Source organism: Burkholderia sp. AU31624 (assembly GCF_020420065.1).
GTDB lineage: Bacteria > Pseudomonadota > Gammaproteobacteria > Burkholderiales > Burkholderiaceae > Burkholderia.
Window position 1 is genome coordinate 1,052,781 of sequence record NZ_JAIZRT010000001.1, and the last position, 21,466, is coordinate 1,074,246.

At 66.4% G+C, this 21,466-nt stretch carries 19 protein-coding genes; 9 read left to right on the forward strand and 10 right to left on the reverse strand.

Going from position 1 to position 21,466, the window contains the following annotated elements; translation table 11 throughout:
* The first annotated feature begins 126 nt into the window (after nucleotides 1–126).
* From LGM89_RS04825 to LGM89_RS04845, 5 genes are all read left to right on the forward strand, one after another.
* The gene (locus LGM89_RS04825) at nucleotides 127–795 is read left to right on the forward strand and encodes an OmpA family protein (RefSeq protein ID WP_226202139.1); all 669 of its coding nucleotides are present in this window, start codon (nucleotides 127–129) and stop codon (nucleotides 793–795) included.
* 398 nt (nucleotides 796–1,193) lie between these two features.
* Entirely contained in the window at nucleotides 1,194–2,339 is a 1,146-nt protein-coding gene (locus LGM89_RS04830) for a DUF2827 domain-containing protein (protein WP_089496240.1), read from the forward strand.
* Nucleotides 2,340–2,353: 14 nt separating this feature from the next.
* Nucleotides 2,354–3,508, forward strand: a complete 1,155-nt coding sequence (locus tag LGM89_RS04835) for a DUF2827 domain-containing protein (RefSeq protein WP_226272419.1) — start codon at nucleotides 2,354–2,356, stop codon at nucleotides 3,506–3,508.
* A 25-nt stretch (nucleotides 3,509–3,533) separates the two neighbouring features.
* The gene (locus LGM89_RS04840; protein WP_226272420.1) at nucleotides 3,534–4,001 is read left to right on the forward strand and encodes a DUF4019 domain-containing protein; all 468 of its coding nucleotides are present in this window, start codon (nucleotides 3,534–3,536) and stop codon (nucleotides 3,999–4,001) included.
* A gap of 32 nt (nucleotides 4,002–4,033) precedes the next feature.
* On the forward strand, nucleotides 4,034–5,170 hold the full coding sequence (locus LGM89_RS04845; RefSeq protein WP_089496237.1) for a DUF2827 family protein: 1,137 nt from the start codon (nucleotides 4,034–4,036) through the stop codon (nucleotides 5,168–5,170).
* A gap of 416 nt (nucleotides 5,171–5,586) precedes the next feature.
* Here LGM89_RS04845 and LGM89_RS04850 read toward each other — a convergent pair whose 3' ends face one another.
* Entirely contained in the window at nucleotides 5,587–6,003 is a 417-nt protein-coding gene (locus LGM89_RS04850; RefSeq protein WP_226202133.1) for a hypothetical protein, read from the reverse strand.
* Between the two features lie 92 nt (nucleotides 6,004–6,095).
* Complete coding sequence (locus tag LGM89_RS04855; protein ID WP_226202130.1) at nucleotides 6,096–6,899, reverse strand: EAL domain-containing protein; 804 nt, start codon at nucleotides 6,897–6,899, stop codon at nucleotides 6,096–6,098.
* A gap of 70 nt (nucleotides 6,900–6,969) precedes the next feature.
* On the opposite strand from LGM89_RS04855, the gene LGM89_RS04860 reads away from it, so the two are divergent.
* Nucleotides 6,970–7,242 carry a hypothetical protein gene (locus tag LGM89_RS04860; protein ID WP_226202128.1) on the forward strand — a complete coding sequence of 91 codons (273 nt, stop codon included), beginning with the start codon at nucleotides 6,970–6,972 and terminating at the stop codon, nucleotides 7,240–7,242.
* A gap of 432 nt (nucleotides 7,243–7,674) precedes the next feature.
* Here the strand turns inward: LGM89_RS04860 and LGM89_RS04865 are convergent, their stop codons facing one another.
* A complete protein-coding gene (locus LGM89_RS04865) occupies nucleotides 7,675–8,817 on the reverse strand; it encodes a DUF2827 domain-containing protein (RefSeq protein ID WP_226272421.1) in 1,143 nt (380 codons plus the stop codon).
* A gap of 446 nt (nucleotides 8,818–9,263) precedes the next feature.
* On the opposite strand from LGM89_RS04865, the gene LGM89_RS04870 reads away from it, so the two are divergent.
* Both LGM89_RS04870 and LGM89_RS04875 read left to right on the forward strand, forming a co-directional pair.
* A complete protein-coding gene (locus tag LGM89_RS04870; RefSeq protein ID WP_226272422.1) occupies nucleotides 9,264–10,586 on the forward strand; it encodes a galactosyl transferase GMA12/MNN10 domain protein in 1,323 nt (440 codons plus the stop codon).
* A gap of 76 nt (nucleotides 10,587–10,662) precedes the next feature.
* Nucleotides 10,663–11,361, forward strand: coding sequence for a class I SAM-dependent methyltransferase (locus tag LGM89_RS04875; RefSeq protein ID WP_089496233.1), 699 nt, complete (start codon nucleotides 10,663–10,665; stop codon nucleotides 11,359–11,361).
* A gap of 115 nt (nucleotides 11,362–11,476) precedes the next feature.
* Here the strand turns inward: LGM89_RS04875 and LGM89_RS04880 are convergent, their stop codons facing one another.
* The 6 genes from LGM89_RS04880 to LGM89_RS04905 all read right to left on the reverse strand — a co-directional run bounded on the left by LGM89_RS04880 (nucleotide 11,477) and on the right by LGM89_RS04905 (nucleotide 19,833).
* Complete coding sequence (locus LGM89_RS04880) at nucleotides 11,477–13,591, reverse strand: phosphocholine-specific phospholipase C (protein WP_226272423.1); 2,115 nt, start codon at nucleotides 13,589–13,591, stop codon at nucleotides 11,477–11,479.
* Nucleotides 13,592–13,633: 42 nt separating this feature from the next.
* Entirely contained in the window at nucleotides 13,634–13,837 is a 204-nt protein-coding gene (locus tag LGM89_RS04885) for a hypothetical protein (protein WP_039339629.1), read from the reverse strand.
* Between the two features lie 327 nt (nucleotides 13,838–14,164).
* Nucleotides 14,165–16,162: an acetyl/propionyl/methylcrotonyl-CoA carboxylase subunit alpha gene (locus LGM89_RS04890; protein WP_226272424.1), complete on the reverse strand. Its 1,998-nt coding sequence runs from the start codon at nucleotides 16,160–16,162 to the stop codon at nucleotides 14,165–14,167.
* Nucleotides 16,163–16,207: 45 nt separating this feature from the next.
* Nucleotides 16,208–16,993, reverse strand: a complete 786-nt coding sequence (locus tag LGM89_RS04895; RefSeq protein ID WP_089426733.1) for an enoyl-CoA hydratase/isomerase family protein — start codon at nucleotides 16,991–16,993, stop codon at nucleotides 16,208–16,210.
* A gap of 19 nt (nucleotides 16,994–17,012) precedes the next feature.
* Nucleotides 17,013–18,620 carry a carboxyl transferase domain-containing protein gene (locus LGM89_RS04900; protein ID WP_089426732.1) on the reverse strand — a complete coding sequence of 536 codons (1,608 nt, stop codon included), beginning with the start codon at nucleotides 18,618–18,620 and terminating at the stop codon, nucleotides 17,013–17,015.
* 31 nt (nucleotides 18,621–18,651) lie between these two features.
* Nucleotides 18,652–19,833 (reverse strand): isovaleryl-CoA dehydrogenase, encoded by a 1,182-nt coding sequence (locus tag LGM89_RS04905; protein WP_039339638.1) that lies wholly within the window; start codon nucleotides 19,831–19,833, stop codon nucleotides 18,652–18,654.
* A gap of 170 nt (nucleotides 19,834–20,003) precedes the next feature.
* Here LGM89_RS04905 and LGM89_RS04910 point away from each other — a divergent pair, with 170 nt between their 5' ends.
* Nucleotides 20,004–20,750, forward strand: a complete 747-nt coding sequence (locus LGM89_RS04910) for a TetR/AcrR family transcriptional regulator (RefSeq protein ID WP_226272425.1) — start codon at nucleotides 20,004–20,006, stop codon at nucleotides 20,748–20,750.
* 65 nt (nucleotides 20,751–20,815) lie between these two features.
* On the opposite strand, the gene LGM89_RS04915 is transcribed toward LGM89_RS04910, so the two are convergent.
* Complete coding sequence (locus LGM89_RS04915) at nucleotides 20,816–21,304, reverse strand: MarR family winged helix-turn-helix transcriptional regulator (RefSeq protein WP_089496229.1); 489 nt, start codon at nucleotides 21,302–21,304, stop codon at nucleotides 20,816–20,818.
* Between the last annotated feature and the right edge of the window lie 162 nt (nucleotides 21,305–21,466).

Consider the following 21,466-nt stretch of genomic DNA (forward strand, 5'->3'; position numbering starts at 1 on the left):
GAGCCGCCAGGCCGCCCGGCCGCCCGGCTCGCCAGCCGTCCGGCCCGCGGCGGCCCCGACGGCCGGACGAGCCCGCCGCGCCACCCGTGGCGGGCTTCAGTCAACCCAAGCATTGAGGATGTAACCGTGAACAAACTCGCTCTTGCGCTCGCACTTTCCGCAACGGCCCTCGCCGCGTGCTCGACCGCATCCGGCCCGACCTTCAGCGCTTCCGAACTGCAGCCGCGCGACGGCGTGCGGACCTTCCAGGTGGACTGCCACGGCCTGCTGTCGGGCCCGCAAACCTGCATGAAGGCCGCCCGCAAGATTTGCGGCGAAGAGCCGGTGCGCGCCGTCGACTCGGCCCGCGCGCTGCGTGACAAATCCGATCCCGCGACGCTCGTGTTCCAGTGCGGCGCGGCGCCGGTCGAGGCGGCTTCGGCCCCGGCCGCCGCGCCGGCGGCAGCCGTCGTCGAACAGGTGAACCTGTCGGGCGACGCGCTGTTCGCGACCGACCACGCAACGCTCGCCCCGACCGCGCGCGAATCGCTCGACCGGTTGCTGAGCGAGCGCGCCGACCACACGTACTCGCAGGTGAGCGTCACCGGCTTTACGGATTCGGTGGGCAGCGACGACTACAACCTCGCGCTGTCGAAGCGCCGCGCCGAATCCGTCGCGGCGTACCTGAAGGCGCACGGCCTGAAGACCGACTCGCTGACGGTCACGGGTCGCGGCAAGGCCGATCCGGTCGCGTCCAACGCGACGCCGGAAGGCCGCGCCAGCAACCGCCGCGTCGAAATCCGCCTGCAGCACTGAGCGGGCCGCCGCCGCGCGCGGCATCCCGCTCCGGTCGCCAGCGCGGCGCCGGGCGCGCACCCGACCGCCGCCGGACCGACCGGGCGCCGCTTCGCCGGCGCCCGTTTCCGTTGGTCGTCGGCTATGTCAAAGTTCGTCACGTCCCGCCAAAACCGGTGGTTTCCGTGCCACAATCGCCGCAGACAGTCGCCGGGGCAGCCTGCCCGAATCGCACGCCGTGCCAGGCGTGCCCGACGACACGCCGGAAACCGGCTGCCGCCCTCGCGAACCCGGTCGCCCGATTCGCCCGCCGCGGCGCACCGGCGCACATGCAACCATGACAATCCACGGCGCGCCGCTTCCAGGCCAGACGCTCGACGCGATGCCCGGACGCACGACGCCGCAGAGGAAACCAACCGGTGACGGACATCAATGAAGCCGCCTCGGGCGGCACCCGCAAGCAACGGCCGGCGGTCGGCATCTCGCTGTTTGCGCGCGACGGCCAGGCGATCTGGGAAAACGGCATACACCAGAACATCGCGTTCCTCGCGATGATGCTCAAGCGCTCGGATCGCGTCGGCCCCGTCTACTTCCTGAACGGCGGCGACGCCAACGCGCTGCCGGCCGGCCTCGAACTCGACGGCCTCGACATCCCGCTCGTGAAGCCCGCCGACGTCACGCACGAACTCGACGTCGTGATCGAAATGGGCGCGCAGCTGCCGGTGGAATGGCTCAGGCACATGAAGGCGCTCGGCAAGAAAATCGCCGCGTTCTTCTGCGGGCACGTGTATGCCGGCCTGTGCGAAACCCCGATCTTCGGCAAACCGTCGGGGCACATCTTCAACGGCGCGCCGTTCGACGAAGTGTGGCTGCTGCCGCAATACGACAAGACCGCCGCGCCGATGCTGCAGACCATCCTGCGCGCGCCGGTCCACCTGATGCCGCACATCTGGTCGCCGTACTTCCTCGATCGCCGCGTCGCCGCGCTCGCCGCGGAAGGCGCGACGTTCGGCTATCGGCCGGGCCGGCGCCCGTGGCACCTGGCGATGCTCGAACCGAACATCTCGGTCGCGAAGTCCTGCCATTACCCGATGCTCGCGTGCGACGAGTTCTACCGTGCGCGGCCGGACGCGGTTCAGCACATGTTCGTCGTGAATTCGCTGCACATGAAGGAGCATCCGACCTTCGTGCACTTCGCGAACAGCCTCGACCTCGTGCGCCAGCACAAGGCGACCTTCGAGCCGCGCCTCGACCTGCCGGGCTTCATGGCGCGCCATGCGGACGCGGTCGTGTCGCACCACTGGGAAAACGGGCAGAACTACCTGTATTACGACGTGCTGTACGGTGGCTACCCGCTGATCCACAACTCGACGCTGATCGGCGACGCCGGCTACTACTACCCGGACTTCGATTCCGCCGCAGGCGGCCGAGCACTGCTCGAGGCCTGGCTGCATCACGACGAACGCCTCGACGACTACCGCGCGAAGGCCGGCCGGCTGCTGCAGTCGGTCTCGATCGACAACCCCGCGAACCTCGACGCGTTCGTCTCGCGTCTGGTCGCCTGAACCGGAGCATACGCATGTCGGACTCCAATGCCCGTCAAGCGCCCGGCGAGGGCAAGCGTCTCGTCGTCGGCGTGTCGCTGTTCGTGCGCGGCGCCGGCCAGTCGCTGTGGGAAAACGGCATCTTCCAGAACTGCCTGCTGCTGATCCTGCTGCTGCGCCAGTCGCCGCTCGTCGCGGAAGCCGTGATGGTGAACGGCGGCGAACAGGTCGCCGATCCGCAGATGATGCTCGGCGAATGGGACGTGCCGCTGCTGTCGATGGACGAAGCGCTGGAACGCTGCGACGTCCTGATCGAAATGAGCGCGCAGTTCGGCGCGGACTACCTGCGCGCGTTCCGCGAGCGCGGCGGCAAGGTCGTCACGATGCGGGTCGGCAACGACTACGTGATCGACATCGAACGCGCGATGTTCAACAAGCCGTCGGGGTTCCTGTTCTCGGGCGCGCCGTACGACGCCGTATGGACGATCCCCGAATTCGAGCGCTCGTGCCTGCACTATTACCAGACGGGCCTGCGCGCGCCCGTCACGATCGTCCCGCACATCTGGCACCCGATGCTGTTCGACAAGGCGCGCGCGACGCTCGGCGCCGGGCTGTCGTTCGGCTATGCGCCCGGCAAGCCGCGCTGGCGCGTGACGATGTTCGAGCCGAACATCTGCATGGTGAAGACGAGCGTCATCCCGATGCTGGTGGCCGAGGAAGCGTATCGGGCCAAGCCTGATTTCCTCGAGTTCGTGCGCGTGTGCAACACGCTGCACCTGAAGGAACACGCGACGTTCGTCCACTTCGCGAAGAGCCTCGACATCGTGAATCACGGGATCACGACGTTCGAAAGCCGCTATGCGGTGTACGAGTTCATGGCCGCCTACGGCGATGCGGTGGTGTCGCACACGTGGGAAAACGCGCAGAACTACCTGTACTACGAGCTGCTGTACGGCGACTACCCGCTGATCCACAACTCGCCGTTCCTCGGCAAGGCCGGGTATTTCTATCCGGACTTCGACTGCCAGGCCGGCAGCCGCGCACTGCTGAAGGCGTTCACCGAGCACGACGCGAACCTCGAGGCGTACCGCGAGCAGTCGAGGCACGTGCTCAGTTCCGTCAGCATCTACAACCCCGAGAACGTCGCCGCCTACACGGACGCGATCGCCACCCTCTATCGCGACGCGTGACGCGCCACCCTTTCCGGACGCCGACATGAACGCACGCCCGTCCCTCACCCGCGCCAAATGGCTGATCGGCTGTGCCGTCGGTTCGATCGCGCTCGGCGCGCACGCGCAATCCGCCGGCGAATCGGCCGACGCGCTGCTCCGCGACTCGGATGCGGTGTTCAAGCAGCTCGATGCCGGCCAGTACGGCGCGGTATGGACCGACGCGGCTCCGTTCGTGAAGGCGCGCATCAAGCAGGACCAGTTCGCGGCCGACATGCAGCATGCACGCCAGTCGGTCGGCACGGTCAGCCGTCGCGGCTGGGCGCAGGTCACGCGCATCCGCTATACGAATGCGGCGACGACGCCCGACGGGCTTTACGCGAACGTCGACTACACGACCACGCTGACGAGCGGCGCGACGGTCTACGAGAAGCTGAGCTTCCGCCTCGAAGATGACGGCCGCTGGCACCTGACCGGCTACGTGCCGCACCAGTCGCAGAATTTCGCGCAATAACCCGCGCGCCGCGCCCCCACGGAGCCGATCCGATGAAACTCAATGTCGCGATAACGATGAACGTGCAGCGCGACGCGACGCAGTCGATCTGGTACAACGGCGCGAACCAGCACTGCGTGTTCCTGTACATGCTGCTGAAGCAGTCGCCGCTGATCGGCGAGGTCTGGCTCGCGCACGACGACGGCATCACCGACTATCCGCAAGCGCTGATGATGGACGCGTTCGGCGACGCGCTGCGGCCGCTGTCGGCCGTCGTCCACCAGACCGACCTGCTGATCGAGATGAATGCGTTCATCGATCAGACCCACACGGATGCCGTACGCCGGCGCGGCGGCAAGTGCGTGTCGTACCGCTTCGGCAACGACTACGTGATCGCGGTCGAGACGATCAACTTCGAGAAGAATCCGTGGCGGCCGAACCCGAACCGCGTGCAGTTCGACGAGATCTGGACCAACCCGCAGCACATGCACACGTGCGCGGCGTATTTCCGGGCCGTCTATCGCGCGCCGGTGATCGAGCTGCCGCACATCTGGTCGCCGTATTTCATCGAGCGCAGCCTCGACGCCGATCCTGAACTGAAGGCGCGCTTCGGCTATCGCAACCACGGCACCGCGAAGCGCATCGCGTTCTTCGAACCGAACCTGAACGTCGTGAAGAGCTCGATCGTGCCGATGCTCGCCGCGAACGCGTGCTACGTCGAGCATCCGGAGCTCGTCGAGCACGTGTTCATGACCAACACGTTCGACAAGAAGGAAAACGTCGCCTTCAAGCATCTCGCGCTCGGGCTCGAGATGGTGCGCGACGGCAAGGCGACCGCCGACGTGCGCGCGCCGTTCGTCGCGTGGGCCGCGCATCACACCGACATCGTCGTGTCCCATCACTGGGAAAACGGCCTCAACTACCTGCTGTACGACGCGCTGTACGGCAACTATCCGCTCGTGCACAACTCGCCGTTCCTGCGCGACGTCGGCTACTACTACCCGGACTTCGAGATCTTCGATGCGGCGCGTGCGATCGCGACCGCCGCGCAGACGCACGATGCGCGGCTCGACGACTATGCGGCCGCGGCCCGCCGCTGCCTGCACCAGGTCGACACGCTCGCCGAGCACAACGTCCACGCGTATTCCGCGCAGATCCGGCAGCTGTTCGACGGCCGCGCACTCGGCTGACCTCCTTCGCACACGGCCCGCCCCTGAATCAGACCGTCCGCAATTTCGTCGGGATCGATTCGATGCAGGGCCCGTTCGTCATCAACCGGCACTGCGCGCTTCAGGCCGAAGCGCTGATCAAGACGGCCGGCCGCCTATCCGGGGCGAGCTCGACACGATCCTGCACGTGATCGCCCCGTTGCCGGACGATGCGACCGCGGTGGACGGCGGCGCAAATGCGGGGCTCGTGTGCGTGCCGATCGCGCATCGGCTGCGTGCGTGCGGCGGCCGCGTGTAGGCGTTCGAGCCGCAGCGCACGCTGTTCCATGCGCTCGGCGGATTGATCGACGGGATGCGGATCGGGGCCACGGCGCGCGGATGATGTCGACGCGGGCCGCGCGTCTCGCGCTGTGGCCCGTGACTGACGTGAACAGGCGCTAGACCAGCACCCGATCGCCGCTTTGCGCGGCGAACGTACGGCCATGCCGCCGCCCCATCCGCGCGAGCACCGCGAAGCAATGCGCCACCGGCCGGCTGGCGCCGCCGGATGACTTGACGAGGCTGTCGGACACGCCACGCGCGATGGCCGAATCGTCGCCGCACGCGCCCGCGATGACGGCCGCGTAATAGTGCCGTGCCGCCAGCTCGCGGCCGCCGGCGTCGAGCAGCGTCATCCGCTGAATGCGGCGCGCAACGGCTTTCAGGCCGTCGAGATACGGCGTGACGTCGATCGGCACCTCGGTCGATTCGGCGCCCAGTTGCCACAGCATGTCGGTCAGCTCGGTGATCGCGACGAGGTCGCGCGCACCAGCCGCCTGCGTGCCCGTTCCGCCTCCGGCCTTCGTCCCTGCCATGCTCAGCCCCTTTGCGATTCGCCCCGGCCACGCGCCGATCACGCCCGACATCGGCGTGCATCCTGCACGCCACCTCGCCGGTTCCCGCGCCGTCACGCGGCGGCCGGCGGCCGCCACGAAAAACGGATGCCCTGCGCCCACGCGACGCCGGCATCCAGGATGATCTGCCGGTCGACCTCGCTCTCCACGCCTTCGACGACGACGTGTCGCGCCCCTTCATGCGCGAACGCGATCAGCCGGCGGAGCTGGTAACGCCCGATCGCGTTGCGCTTGATCATCGACAGGATCGACCGGTCGAGCTTCACGATGTCGGGATTGCCGACCACCAGGTTGTTCAATGCGCTGAAACCGACCCCGAAATCGTCGATCGCGATGCGGCACCCGGCCTGCCGGAAGCGGTTCACGAACGATCGCCCCGCGACGGGATTCAGCGGCCCCGTCTCCGTGATCTCGACCACCAGCCGCGCCGCGACCGACGGCTCGCGCTCGAGCCGCCTGAAGATGGCCAGCCACGCGTCGTCGACCACCGCGCTCGCCGCCGCCACATTGCAGCCGTAGACGGCAGCCGGATCGGCACGCAGCGCGTCGATCGTGCGGCCGACCACGAGCCGGTCGAACCACCGCATCAGCCCGAGCGCCTCGAGGCGCGGCAGGAATGCGACGGGCGGCAGCGCATCGCGCTCGCCCCACCGCAATCGCGCCAGGCATTCCTGGTACAGCACACCACCCGACAGGTCGGCCCGGCACACGGGCTCTTGTGCGAACCCGAGCCGGCTTTCCACGAAACTGCGTACCGACGCAAGGTCGGGATGATCGTCGGGGGCGCCGAACACGAGATCGATTTCGTCACGATTCGCTTCCCGATTCGCCTCCAGGCGAGCTTCGACCGCATTCATCCGGCGCTCCGGCAAATGGCGAGCCGCCGATCGCGGCTCGACCTCAAGAAACATGCGGAGCAAGCCGACCATGACGCGCTCCGCCGCCTACCCGGCCCATCCTGTTATGTCGATCTTTTCCGGGAGCGTACTGTTCGCTTCGGCGCGCCGTCAAAATTCGATATTTTTCAACGATATTCAGTTACTGGAAATACACCATGCGCGCACGATATCGAATGTGCGACAGGCCACACTAACGCAAATTACGGAACCCCGATTCGGATGCTGTTTATTGTTCTCACCTAAACAACCCGATCCGATTCAGATCCCGCAATTTACGGATCTCGAAATCAGGAAATCCTGAATTGATCAGATAAATACCGGCCCGTGAAGCATCGTGTCATCGCCCGCTGCCGGGCCCATCGCGGAGGCCGGCAGCGACATCGAAAATCGGTCGCCGCATGTCATTCGATCATCGCAGCATCCAATTTTATTGTTTCAAACGAATTATTAAATTTTCAAACAGAATCAAACAGCCCTTAATCGATAATATCAATTTAATTCATACGACGAATATCGATTGAACCATTTTTAACAATTTTAAATACTTGTTAACCTCTAAAATGATTTCCGACGGACTTCCCTCGGAGCCGTCAAATTCGTGCCTTCAAAACCGTCGAACCGATCGGGTTCGGCGGTTTCTTTTTTAACGGCACGATTTCGTCAGACATTAGGGCGGGACTATCCCGATGGCGGAATTCGGCGCGACGGTGTGCGTCGCGCGAAAAATCGGGCCTTATGCGGCCGATGTGCCGACCAGGTTCGCGAGCAACGCGTCGTATTCGGCGACGAGTGCCGGATTGGCCGACGTATAGCGGCCGAGGATCTCGCGCTGGCGCCGCGTGTACGCTTCCCAGTCGTCATCGTGCGTATGCAGCGCGCGCAGCAGCGCATCGGCGCCCTGCTGCACGTCGTTGTCGGGATAGTAGTAGCCGAGATCGGGCGCGAGGCTCGCGTTGTGCACGAGCGGATAGCCCTGCCAGCACACGTCGAAATAGAAATAGTTGAGCGGATTCGACCATTGGTGCGACACGACGATATCGGTCAGGTCGGCCAGGAACAGCGGCGTATCGAAGCGCCCGACGAAGCTCGCCTTGCCCGCGCGCACGATGTCGAGGTAGTTCATCAGCATCACGAACTCGGGGCTGTCGTGTGCGAGATGGAGGGCATTCGTCACGTGCGTGAAGCAGATCGCGTCGGGATCGCGCCGATACGCTTCGTCGATGATCAGCATCGGATACACGCAGAACTTCACCACGTCGTGGTTCGGTTCCATCACCGTCAGCCGCTTGCCAGGCTCGCTGCGCGGCCGGTATTCACCGTGCTCGGGCAGCGGCGCGGCGCGCGCACTCAGGAACATCGGATCCCACACGAACGGCACGACGCGCCCGGGGCAGCGGCGCAGCGACTGCAGGAACGGCAGCGACGAGGGCGCGATCTGCGGAATCGCCCACACCTCGTCGTAGCCGCGGTTGATGAACAGTGAATCCCACAGCCGGCGGCCGAACAGCATCGACTCCATCACGTTGATGTACTCGACGCCGCAGCAGTAGCTGACGAGCTTCGCGCCGCGCGCCTTCAGGTAGGCCGTCTGCTCCCCGTTGACCTGGCCGCCGAGCTCGATCACCACGTCGAGCGAATCCTTCATGTCGTCGAACGTGCGCGTGTCGAATACGTGGCGATCCCACGGCAGCGCATCGGTGAGCGGCACATCGGTGGTGTTGACCAGCGTCACGCGGTAGCCGCGCGGCGACGCCATCAGCAGCTTCGCGAGAAACAGCGCGTTCTGCTTGATGCCGTTGATCCACAGGCTTTCGTCGGGGGCACGCAGTCCGATCGTGATACCGATGCGCAGGCCGTTCAGGACAGGAGACGTCATCGTCGGCAGGAGGGAAGGTTGGATGGGGATGGAATGGACGCAGTGTAGCGCGCGATGCGCCGCCCGCGTCAAGCGGCGCTCGCCGGCGGCAAGCCGGCATTCTAGCGGAGCGCCGGCCGCATACTGTCAGGGATGGTCAGCGCGCGGCCGGCGCATGCCAATCGGCGAGACGGCTGTGCGATACTCCGGCGACCCGCCGCGCTACCGGGATGCCGGGGGATGACCGGATGGTATCGGCATCCGGCGCGGGCAGACAACGACCTCGCAGCCGCGCTGCGGAAAAAAATGGCTGACAGAATGGAACGCGACGCCGCGCAAGTCTTCCGGGCAATCCATCACGAACAGGGGCGGCACGCGCCGGAACGCGTGCCCGGCCGCGATGCCGTGCCGACACACCCCGCGCCCGGCGCCCGCCGTGATCCGCTTCGCGGCCTCCGGAGCGCGCGATGATCGTCCTCAGCCATTTCAGTCACGACGCGCCCGCCAGCCTCGAGAATCACCGGCAATACGCGCAGGCGCACGGCTATCGCCACGCAATCGTCGACGCCACCGCGATGCCGCAGGCGCTGCCGCTGCGGCCGCTCCATCGCTACGAATCGCTGCTCCATGTGCTGCGCGGCGCGCAGCCCGACGAACTCGTGCTGCTGCTCAGCGAAGATGCGGCGATCATCGAGCCCGTCGCGCTCGATCGCCTGATGCGCGGCCGCGACATGCTGCTCGTCGATGCGTTCGCGCCCCCGTTGCCGCAGGTCGACGTGCAGATCTGGCGCAATACGGCGGCCGTGCGGGCGATCGTGATGCAGCTGGTGCAACGCTGCAAGCTCGGCAGCGAACCGCGGCTGACCTCGGAGGCCGCGCTGTTCGCGGCGCTCGACACGCATCACTACATGACCCCGATCGACGGGCTGTACCCGGTCATGCCGAGCAGCCCCGACCTCGATCCGATGTGGAGCCGCGAACCGACGTTCGCGATCAGCATCGACGACACGCCGCACGATCCCGAACGGAAAGGCACGGCGCCCCGTTTCCGCGACACGCTCGTCGCGTACGTCAATCGATGCCGTGCCGCCGGCCGGCCGATGTTCTCGTTCGATCACGACGCCGCCCATACGCCGGACGAATCCGCCGAGCGCAGCACCTACAATCCGGGCCGCCCGATTGCGTTGATGACGCTCTACACGCCGAACATCGGCAGCTATGCGCGCGTCGCCGAACGGAATTTCCGGCGTTACTGCGACACGCACGGCTACACGCTCTACGTGCATCGCGACATTCCGGCCGAGATCGGCCTGAACGCGACCGGCAACTGGTTCAAGCCGTGGCTGCTGCATGCGTACCTGCAGCATCACGAATGGGTCGTGTGGCTCGATGCCGACGTGCTGATCGCGGACCAGCAGAAAGCGCTGGCGCCGCTGCTCGAAGGGCGCGACTGGCTGCTCGCGCACGATCTCGGCCAGTGGGCGTTCAACTCGGGCGTGATGGCATTCCGGCGCACCGCGCGCAACGACGCGATGCTGCGCGACATGATGACGACGATCGCCGCGCTGCACGACCGGTCGAGCGTCTATGCGAGCGACGGCGACCAGCTGCATTTCATTCGCGCGATGGAGCGCGACGGGCAATTGCACGGCGAAGGCGTGGCCGATCTCGTCAGCTTCAACACGCCCTGGCTGTTTCGCCGCGCGGACAGCTACATCGTCCACTACTACGGAATGTGGTCCGCGATGCGCGCGCTGATGATGGCGCACGACGACGGGGTGCTGGGCTGACACCGATGTCCGAAGCGGCAAAAGCCGTTCGACGACTACAATCCATTTCTCGAACCAGCCGTGATGGGAGAGCAGATTGGAACAGATCGGGTATTCGTGGCCAACCTTTGACCAGCTCACTCAGTATCTCGTCAAGTCCATCAACCCGAAGCATATTCTGGATATCGGGGCCGGAGGCGGCAAGTACGGGCGCCTGCTCAAGCCGGTCGTGCCGGACTGCCGGTTGACGGCGCTCGAATGCGACGAGGAGACGCATCCGTTCCTGATCGAGAACGGGTACGACGACATCATTTCCGGCGTCAGCGACACGCTCTATGAACGATCGGGCGACGCGTATGACACGGTCATTCTGGGAGACGTCATTGAACACATGCGTCACTCCCACGGTCGCGATCTACTGGAATTTCTCAACTATCGATCGCGGTACATCCTCATCTCGACCCCCGAGTGCATGCCGATGAGCACCGCCTCGTACTTCGAGAGTCACAATTCCGTCTGGCGCCCCGATTCGTTCATGTGGCACGACTTCTGGGCGCATCAGCAATGCGGGATCATGCACTTTTATCTGCTCAGAGGGCACCTCGACTGGAACGCGATGCGTCTCGATGCGCTTGTGGACGCCGCGAATTCTTCAAACCTGTTCAATACGCGCGCCAGCAACGAGCAGGAGTCCGCGAATGAAAACTTGCTCCAGCCGGTCAACCTGACGCTCCATGACTCCCGGTACGTGGAAAAACTCGATGGCGACCAATTTGCCGTATTTCGGCCGATCTGATTTCACGCACGTGATGCGATCCGACATCGACGCATCCAGCCTGCACGACGAATGAAAAAGGAAAAAGGCGCCTCACGGCGCCTTTTTCACGATTGACGGCACGTGCGAGCGGCGCTCAGATCGCCGTCACCGTCGGCGCGACGGCGGCCGGATCGGTAAGGCTGGGCTTGCCGGTTTCGACGTGCCCCGCGATACGTCGCGTCCACCCGGCATTCCCCGCCACCGCGAACTGCAGGTCGTACCAGTGGCTGCTGCACGACAGATCCCAGCGCGCCTCGATGCGCTGCCCGGCCGGCACCGTCAGCGTGCGCGCGGCGCTACCGTACGCGACATCGGTGGCCGTGACCGTGAGCGCGCCGGTGCCGGCGTTGGCGATCGTCACGTACACGTCGCCGTTGGCCGTGTCGTAGCATGGCGTGATTTCAGGCTTCGCGCCGGCATCCGCCGCTGCCGAACCCGCGAAGCGCCGGAAATAGCCGTTCGGCCCCCACACGCTCACCAGGTAGTTGCCGTTCGCGTCGAGCGCCCACGTATCGGTCAGTTGCTTGCCCGCTTCGACCGTATAGCGGCGCGGCATCGCGGTCGCGTCACCCGTATAGACCCAGAAGTGCGCGCCCTGCGTGCCGGTATTCGCGAACGTCAGCGCGTAGCCCTGCGCCTGGAGCTGGCCGGTCACATGCAGTTCGTACGGCAGCGCGCGCGCCGGCCGCGTGCCGGGCTCCTGTGCCGTCACGACCTGTTGCGCGGTGCTGGCCGGCGCGGTCTGCGACGACGCGCGCGAGCACTGCAGGTCCGCCTGCGCGACGTACGCCTGCGTGCTCGGCAGGGTCGGCAGCGTGGCATCCGATTTCGAGAAGTCGAGCGCCGACGTCAGGTCGCCGCAGATCGCGCGGCGCCACGGCGAGATGTTCGTTTCCATCACGCCGAAGCGCTTCTCGATGAATTGCAGCACCGACGTGTGATCGAACACCTGCGAGCAGACGAAGCCGCCCTTCGACCACGGCGAGACCACGAACATCGGCACGCGCGGCCCGAGGCCGTATGGCAGGTTGTCGGCCGTGTACGTGCCGGTCTGGGTCGAGGTCACGACGTTGTGCCGCTCGAGCGACACGTCCACGGTGCTCATGCCGGAGCCCGGCAGCGTCGGCGCCGACGGCGGCACGACATGGTCGAAGAAGCCGTCGTTCTCGTCGTACATGATCAGCAGGACAGTCTTGCTCCACACGTCCGGATTCGACGTCAGCGCATCGAGAATCGTCGACAGGTAGTACGCGCCGTACAGCGGCGTGAACTTCGGATGCTCCGAATACGCGGCCGGCGGCAGCAGCCACGATACCTGCGGCAGCGCGTTCGCCTGCACGTCGGCCTTCAGCTGCGTGATCGGGCGCGTGCTCATCCCGCGCGTCTGCAGCGACGAGCCGGCCGGCGCGTTCACGAAGTTGTTGAAGCACGCGAGCATGTTCGTGCCGTAGTTGCCGGTGAAGTTGTCGAACCCGGTGCCCTGCTGGTAGATCTGCCACGAGATGCCGGCCTTCTCGAGCCGTTCCGGGTAGGTCGTCCAGCTGAAGGGCGGCAGCTTGATCTTGTCGAACGGGTTGTCGATGTAATCGGTGTTGTCGAGCAGCGGGCCGCCGCCCGTGCCGAGCGGGTCGACCATGCCCGTCATCAGGTACATGCGGTTCGGGTGCGTGTTGCCGGGGATCGAGCAGAAGTAGTTGTCGCACACGGTGAATGCATCCGCGAGCGCGTAATGGAACGGGATGTCGTCGCGGACGTGGTAGCCCATCGTCATGTTCGACTTCTGCACCGCCCATTGATCCGCGCGGCCGTTGTCGATCGCGCCGTGCGTCGTCGCCCACGTATGCGGCAGGCCGCCGATACATTGCGCGTTGACGCCCGGGTTGGTCGTGTCGTAGCGGAACGGCGCGATCACGCTCGACGTGTCTTCCTGACGCGGCTGGAACCACACCGGCTTGCCGTTCGGCAGCGTGACCGGGAAGCGGTCGTTGTAGCCGCGCACGCCGCTCAGGTGTCCGAGGTAGTGGTCGAACGAGCGGTTCTCCTGCATGAACACGACGATGTGCTGGACATCCTGGATCGTGCCCGTGACGGTATTCGGCTCGATCGCCAGTGCCTTGCGGATCGATTCCGGCAGCAGTGCGGTGGCGGCGGTCGCGCCGGCGAGGCCGGCGGAGAACTTCAGAAAGTCGCGTCGCGAATGGGTGGCCATGCTGATTGCTCTTGATTGGATTTCTGGTGGAAACGGCCGGGATCAGGAAGCGGGCGAGGAGGCAGGCGCGGTGAAACCGGGCGGGCAGTGCATCTGCGCGGTGGCGACCACGCCGCCGCCGCAGGCGGCCTTCTGCTGCGCGACGGGTGCGGCGGGAGCGGTCACGTCGTCGTTGCAGGCGCCGAGGAGTGCGGTCAGCGCGATCAGGCCAGCGACCGCGAAGGGCCGTAGGGCCGAGTTTCGCATAACGTCTCTCCGTGGATGTGACGACGTGACCCAGGCGCGGATGCGCTGCGGTCATATCGACGGCGAGATGCTAATTTCGACGTGTTACACGATGGTGTCGTGCGGCGGCAGAATCGGTGTGCAGCGGGTGAAAACACCCGTGGTGCGGAATGTGCGGCACTGTATGTCATCAGCGCCGGCGAATGCGTAATTCAATCGAAAGCTTCGTACTGCTGCCGCTTGTCGATGCGATCAAGGCGGCGCTGTCGCAACCACCGGCGCGCGGTGAATCGCGACGCGATTTGCGCGGGCCGGCAGCCGCCGGCCCGTGTCCGACGAAAGCGCTGCTCAGCCTTCCGCCATCATCAGCAACTGCGCGCCATCCGACACCTGGTCGCCGACGCCGTACAGCACTTCCGCGACCACGCCCGCGCTCGGCGCGCCGATCGTGTGCTCCATCTTCATCGCTTCCATCACGATCAGCGGCGTACCGGCTTCGACCTTCTGGCCGGGCTCGACCAGCACCGCGATCACCTTGCCCGGCATCGGCGCGGTCAGGCGGCCACCGCCCTGCTCCGCGTCACCCGCATGCGCGAGCAGGTTGCGCCATTCGTACGTCTCCGCCGTGCCCTGCGTGAACACGTGGAAGTGGTCGCCGTCCGCATACACGCGGCCGCTGCCGCGCACGCCGCCGAGCGTCACGTCGAAATCGAGCGGCGTGGCGCCACGCGTCCACGCGAACGGTTGCGCGGCGGCGCCGCCGATCGCGACGCGCGTACCCGCGCCGTCGTCCTCGTACGTCACCGTCACGTCCGCTTCGCGCTCGGCCGCGTGCCATTCGAGCGTGCGGCGATAGCCGCCGTTCAGCCGCCAGTCCGGCAGCGCGCCCCACGGCGATGAACCCTGTGCACCCGCGCCGCGTTCGCGTGCGAGCAGCGCTGCGCACGCAAGCGCCAGCGTCGCGCGCGGCGGCGCCTGCGGCGCGAACAGCGCGTCGTGGTTGCGCTCGATCAGGCCCGTGTCGAGATCGGCCGTCGCGAACGGTGCGCACGCAACGATTCGCTGCAGGAACGCGGCGTTCGTGTGCAGGCCGACCACTTCACAGGCACGCAGTGCGCGCAGCATCAGGCTCAGCGCTTCGGCACGGTCCGCGCCATGAACGATCAGCTTCGCGATCATCGGATCGTAGAACGGCGTGATCGCATCGCCTTCGCGCACGCCGCTGTCGACGCGCACCGACGCACCGATCGCGAACTCGACGCCGGCCGGCAGCCGCAGGTGCTTCAGCGTGCCCGTCGACGGCAGGAAGCCGCGCGCCGGGTTCTCCGCATAGAGGCGCGCCTCGAGCGCGTGGCCCTGCACGCGCAGTTCGTCCTGCTTCAGCGGCAGCGGCTCGCCGGAGGCGACGCGCAATTGCCACTCGACGAGATCGAGCCCCGTGACCATCTCGGTGACCGGATGCTCGACCTGCAGGCGCGTGTTCATTTCCATGAAGTAGAACGCTTCGCCCGTCATGATGAATTCGACGGTGCCCGCACCGACGTAATTCACCGCACGCGCGGCCGCGACGGCCGCCTGCCCCATCGCCTGGCGCACGTCGTCGTGCAAACCGGGCGCCGGCGCTTCCTCGAGCACCTTCTGGTGACGGCGCTGCACCGAGCAGTCGCGGTCGAACAGGTACACGGTGTTGCCGTGCGTGTCGCCGAACACCTGCACCTCGACGTGGCGCGGGCGCGTCAGGTACTTCTCGATCAGCACGCGATCGTTGCCGAAGCTGCTCGCGGCTTCGCGCTGGCACGATGCGAGCGCCGCCGGGAAATCGTCGGAGCGCTCGACCACGCGCATCCCCTTGCCGCCGCCGCCCGCGCTGGCCTTCAGCAGCACCGGATAGCCGATCGCGTCGGCTTCGCGATGCAGGTTGGACGCGTCCTGGTCGTCGCCGTGATAGCCGGGCACGAGCGGCACGGCCGCCGCGTGCATCAGCGCCTTCGCGGCCGCCTTCGACCCCATCGCCGCGATCGCGTCGACCGGCGGCCCGATGAAGACGATGCCGGCCGCTTCGCACGCATGCGCGAAATCTTCGTTCTCCGACAGAAAGCCGTAGCCGGGGTGGATCGCCTGCGCGCCGCTGGCGCGCGCGGCTTCGATGATGCGCTCGATGCGCAGGTAGCTGTCTGCCGCGGCCGAGCCGCCGATATGCACGGCCTCGTCGCATGCGGCCACGTGTTTCGCGTTCGCGTCCGCGTCGGAATAGACGGCGACGCTCGCGATCCCGAGACGTTTGCACGTCGCGGCGACGCGGCACGCGATTTCGCCGCGGTTGGCGATCAGAATCTTGTCGAACATGGCTTCGGTGTCGTCCGGAAAGAGGGGGTCACGCGCGCTGCGCGATCATTCACGCCACGACGGCGTGCGCTTTTCGAGGAAGGACGCAATCCCTTCGCGCGCTTCCGCGCCGGCGCGGGTGCGCGCGATCCAGTCGGCGGTCTGCTCGATCAGCGTCGCGTCGAGCGGCCGGCCGGCGACATCCGCGACGAGCCGCTTGCACGCCTTCACCGCGTCGGGGCCGTTCGCGACGAGCGTCGCGGCCAGCTTCGCGACGGTGTCGTCGAGCGCGTCGGCCGGCACCGCGTCGTGAATGAAACCGAGCGACGCCGCGCGCGTGCTGTCGAACACCTCGGCCGTCGTGAAGTACCGGCGCGCCGCGCGCTCGCCCATCGCGCGCACCACGTACGGCGCGATCGTCGCGGGGATCAACCCGAGCCGCGCTTCCGACAGGCAGAACTTCACGCCGTCGGCGGCGATCGCGATGTCGGCCGCCGCCACCAGGCCCACGCCGCCCGCATACGCGTCGCCATGCACGCGTGCGATCACCGGCTTGCCGCAGCGATGGATCGCCTCGAGCATCCGCGCGAGCTTGCGCGCATCGGCACGGTTCTCGTCGTCCGAGTAACCGGCCATCTTCTTCATCCAGTTCAGGTCGGCGCCCGCGCAGAACGCCGCGCCTTCCGCGGCGAGCACGATTGCGCGCACGCCTTCGTGCGCGTCGAGCCATTCGAACGCGGTAGTGAGCTCGGCGATCGTCGTCTCGTTGAACGCGTTGCGCACGTCGGGACGCGCGAGCGTGACGGTCGCCACGCGGCCGGCTTCGCTTACCTTGATCGTTTCGTATCGCATCGTTCAGCCCTCCCGGCCGTTACATGCGGAACACGCCGAAGCGCGTGTCTTCGATCGGCGCGTTCATCGACGCGGCGAGGCCGAGGCCCAGCACGTCGCGCGTCTGCGCGGGGTCGATCACGCCGTCGTCCCACAGCCGCGCGCTCGCGTAATACGGATGGCCCTGGCGCTCGTACTGATCGCGGATCGGCTGCTTGAACGCGTCCTCTTCCTCGGCCGACCACGAACCGCCCTTCGCCTCGATACCGTCGCGGCGCACCGTCGCGAGCACCGACGCGGCCTGCTCGCCGCCCATCACCGAGATGCGCGCGTTCGGCCACATCCACAGGAAGCGCGGGCCGAATGCGCGGCCGCACATCCCGTAGTTGCCGGCGCCGAACGAGCCGCCGATGATCACCGTGAACTTCGGCACCTTCGCGTTCGACACGGCCGTCACCATCTTCGCGCCGTGCCGCGCGATGCCTTCGTTCTCGTACTTGCGCCCGACCATGAAGCCCGTGATGTTCTGCAGGAACACGAGCGGAATCTTGCGCTGGCAGCACAGCTCGATGAAATGCGCGCCCTTCACCGCCGATTCCGAGAACAGGATGCCGTTGTTCGCGACGATCCCGACCGGATGGCCCCAGATGTGCGCGAAGCCCGTGACGAGCGTCGTGCCGTAGCGAGCCTTGAATTCGTCGAACTCGGAATCGTCGACGATGCGCGCGATCACCTCGCGCACGTCGAACGGCTTGCGCGTATCGACCGGAATCACGCCGTACAGGCTCTTCGCGTCGTAGCGCGGCGGCTTCGGCTCGCGCAACGCGACCGGCGACGCAATCTTCGGCGCGAGGTGACCGACGATGTTGCGCGCGATCGACAGCGCATGCGCGTCGTTCTGCGCGAGATGGTCGGCCACGCCCGACAGGCGCGTATGCACGTCGCCGCCGCCGAGATCCTCGGCGCTCACTTCCTCGCCGGTCGCGGCCTTCACGAGCGGCGGCCCGCCGAGGAAAATCGTGCCCTGCTCCTTCACGATGATCGACTCGTCGCTCATCGCGGGCACGTACGCGCCGCCCGCCGTGCACGAACCCATCACGACGGCGATCTGCGCGATCCCCGCGGCCGACATCGTCGCCTGGTTGAAGAAGATGCGGCCGAAGTGGTCGCGATCGGGAAACACGTCGTCCTGGTTCGGCAGGTTCGCGCCGCCCGAATCGACCAGATACACGCACGGAAGCCGGTTTTCCGCGGCGATTTCCTGCGCGCGCACGTGCTTCTTCACGGTGACCGGGTAATACGTGCCGCCCTTGACCGTCGCGTCGTTGCACACGATCACGCATTCGCGGCCCGCGATGCGGCCGATCCCGGTGATGACGCCCGCGCCGGGCGCGTCGTCGTTGTACATGCCGTTCGCCGCGAGCTGCGAGAACTCGAGGAACGGCGCGCCCGGATCGAGCAGTTGCGCGATGCGGTCGCGCGGCAGCAGCTTGCCGCGCGACAGGTGCTTGTCGCGCGCGGCCTGGCCGCCGCCCTGCGCGAGCTGTTCGATCTTCGCGCGCAGGTCGGCGACGACCGCCTCGAGCGCGGCGGCATTCGCACGGAAGTCTTCCGAGCGCGGATTCAGTTTCGATTCGATGATCGGCATCGACGGGGCTCCGTTCGCGTGACGTGGGGCGTTACATCGTTTCCGCGAACAGCTCGCGGCCGATCAGCATCCGGCGGATCTCGCTCGTGCCGGCGCCGATCTCGTACAGCTTCGCGTCGCGCCACAGGCGCCCCACCGGGTATTCGTTGATGTAGCCGTTGCCGCCGAGGATCTGGATCGCCTCGCCGGCCATCCACGTCGCCTTCTCGGCCGTGTAGAGGATCACGCCCGCGCAGTCCTTGCGCACCTGGCGAATGTGGTCGCTGCCGGCCGAGTCGAGGTGGCGGCCGACCGCGTACAGGTACGCGCGGCAGGCCTGGAACGTGGTGTACATGTCGGCGACCTTGCCCTGGATCAGCTGGAATTCGCCGATCGCCTGGCCGAACTGCTTGCGGTCGTGGATATACGGCACCACCGCGTCGAGGCACGCGGCCATGATGCCGGTCGGGCCGCCCGACAGCACCGCGCGTTCGTAGTCGAGCCCGCTCATCAGCACCTTCACGCCGCCGTTGAGCTGGCCGAGGATGTTTTCCTCCGGCACTTCGACGTCCTGGAACACCAGCTCGCCCGTGTGCGAGCCGCGCATGCCGAGCTTGTCGAGCTTCTGCGCGACCGAGAAACCCTTCATCCCCTTCTCGACGATGAACGCGGTGATGCCGCGCGAGTTGGCTTCGACGTCGGTCTTCGCGTAGACCACCAGCGTGTCGCAATCGGGGCCGTTGGTGATCCACATCTTCGTGCCGTTCAGCACGTAGCGATCGCCGCGCTTGTCGGCGCGCAGCTTCATGCTGACGACGTCGGAGCCTGCGTTCGGCTCGCTCATCGCGAGCGCGCCGATGTGTTCGCCCGACACGAGCTTCGGCAGGTATTTCTGCTTTTGCGCTTCCGTGCCGTTGCGGTGAATCTGATTCACGCACAGGTTCGAGTGCGCGCCGTACGACAGGCCGATCGACGCCGATGCGCGCGAGATCTCTTCCATCGCGACCATGTGCGCGGTGTAGCCCATGTTCGCGCCGCCGTATTCCTCGGCTACCGTCATGCCGAGCACGCCGAGATCGCCGAACTTCTTCCACAGATCCATCGGAAACTGGTCGGTGCGGTCGACCTCCGCCGCGCGCGGCGTGATTTCCTTCGCCGCGAACGTCGCGACGGCGTCGCGCAGCATCTCGATGTCTTCACCGAGCATGAATTGCACACCGGGCAGGTTGATCATGTCTCCTCCGTCTCCAGAAAGTGTGTGGCACTCACCGATTTCTGAGTTTCGCTCAAATCGAATGAATACCTAGATTCATTGACCTATACAGCATAAATTTTGCACAGTTTCGCGCCTCGCCGGGTTCGGCGTCAATAGTTTTTTGAGTGACACTCAGATATCATGCCGAGATGACAGCCGCTACCGCCGACACCATGACCGCCACCGTCAAAGCCGACCGCGCCGATCCCTCGCGCGCGCCCGCCGGGCGCAAATCCCAGCAACGCGTGCAGGACATTCTGCGCGCCGGCCGGGAAGTGTTCGCCGAAAAAGGTTACGAGCATGCGACGGCCGCCGAGATCGCGCAGCGCGTGGGGGTATCGGAGGCGACGGTGTTCAGCTATTTCCGCGGCAAGCGCGAGCTGTGCGCGCGCGTCATCGCGGATTGGTACGACGAAAACATCGCCGCATTCGAGGCAGGGATGCCGCAGGACGCATCAGTGCAGCAGCAGTTCGCGTTCATCGTGCGCACCCACCTGCGGCTGATGCTGGTGAACGGCACGGGCCTGTGCGCGCTGGTGCTGTCGGAAGGCCGCGCGAAGCAGCATGCGCTGAGCGACGAGCTCACCGCGCTGCAGCGCCGCTACACCGCGCCGCTGATGGACGTGCTCGCGCGCGGCCAGGCGGCCGGGCAGGTGCGCACCGACCTGCCGCTGAGCCTGCTGCGCTCGATGGTGTTCGGGCCGATCGAGCACGTGCTGTGGGATGCGATCCTCGGGCACCGCAAGCTCGATACGGAAACGACGGCCACGCAGCTCGTCGACATGCTGTGGGCGGCCGTGCAGCCGCCGGCGCCGGAACAGGCGGCGCTCGTGCGCTTCAGGAACGAAGTGGCGGAAGCCGTGCGGCGACTGGAAGGCGACAGCACGCGCGGGTGACGCGCGGCGGGCAACGCGCCCGCCGCCTCATCGCCGCTTGCCTGTCGTCACGGGGTTCGGGGCCGCTACGACTCGTCGCCGACGCGCAGCGGCGCGCGGCTCTGCTCGTTGTTCAAATGGACGAACTTGCGCAACAGGCGCACCAGTTCCTGCGAATCGTCCTCCCCCATCCCGTCGAACAGGCCGGCACGCAATTCCTTCACCGACGGAATCAGATGCGTAAGCAGTTCGACGCCCGCCGGTGTCAGCACCAAGCGGCGCTGACGCCGCGGCAGCACTTCGCGCACGATCAATCCCTTCGCTTCGAGCCGGACCGCGATATCCGCGGTCGTCGACGTGTCGAGCGCGACCCGCTGCGCGAGCGTCACCTGATCGAGCCCCGGGCACTCGTAGAGCATCCGCAGGACCGCGTACTGCACCGGCGTCACGTCCCGGCCCAGCTTCTCGTAGAACATCGCAACCGCGATCTGGTGTGCGCGCCGGATCAGGTGCCCGGGTTCGTCGTACAGATCGAGCGGGAAAGCCGGTGCGTCGGCGGGATTCGTTTTTTTCATGAATGAGTCGATGACGTAAGCGGCGCGTGCCGGTGGCGCGCGCCGACGGCATGGCGCTGCCTCGCGCCATTTCCCGGGAAAACCAGTATACCGCTCGCCTTGCCCCCGCCAATCTCGATGAGTACACTGAATCTCATTCAGTACACGGAATATTGAGATGCC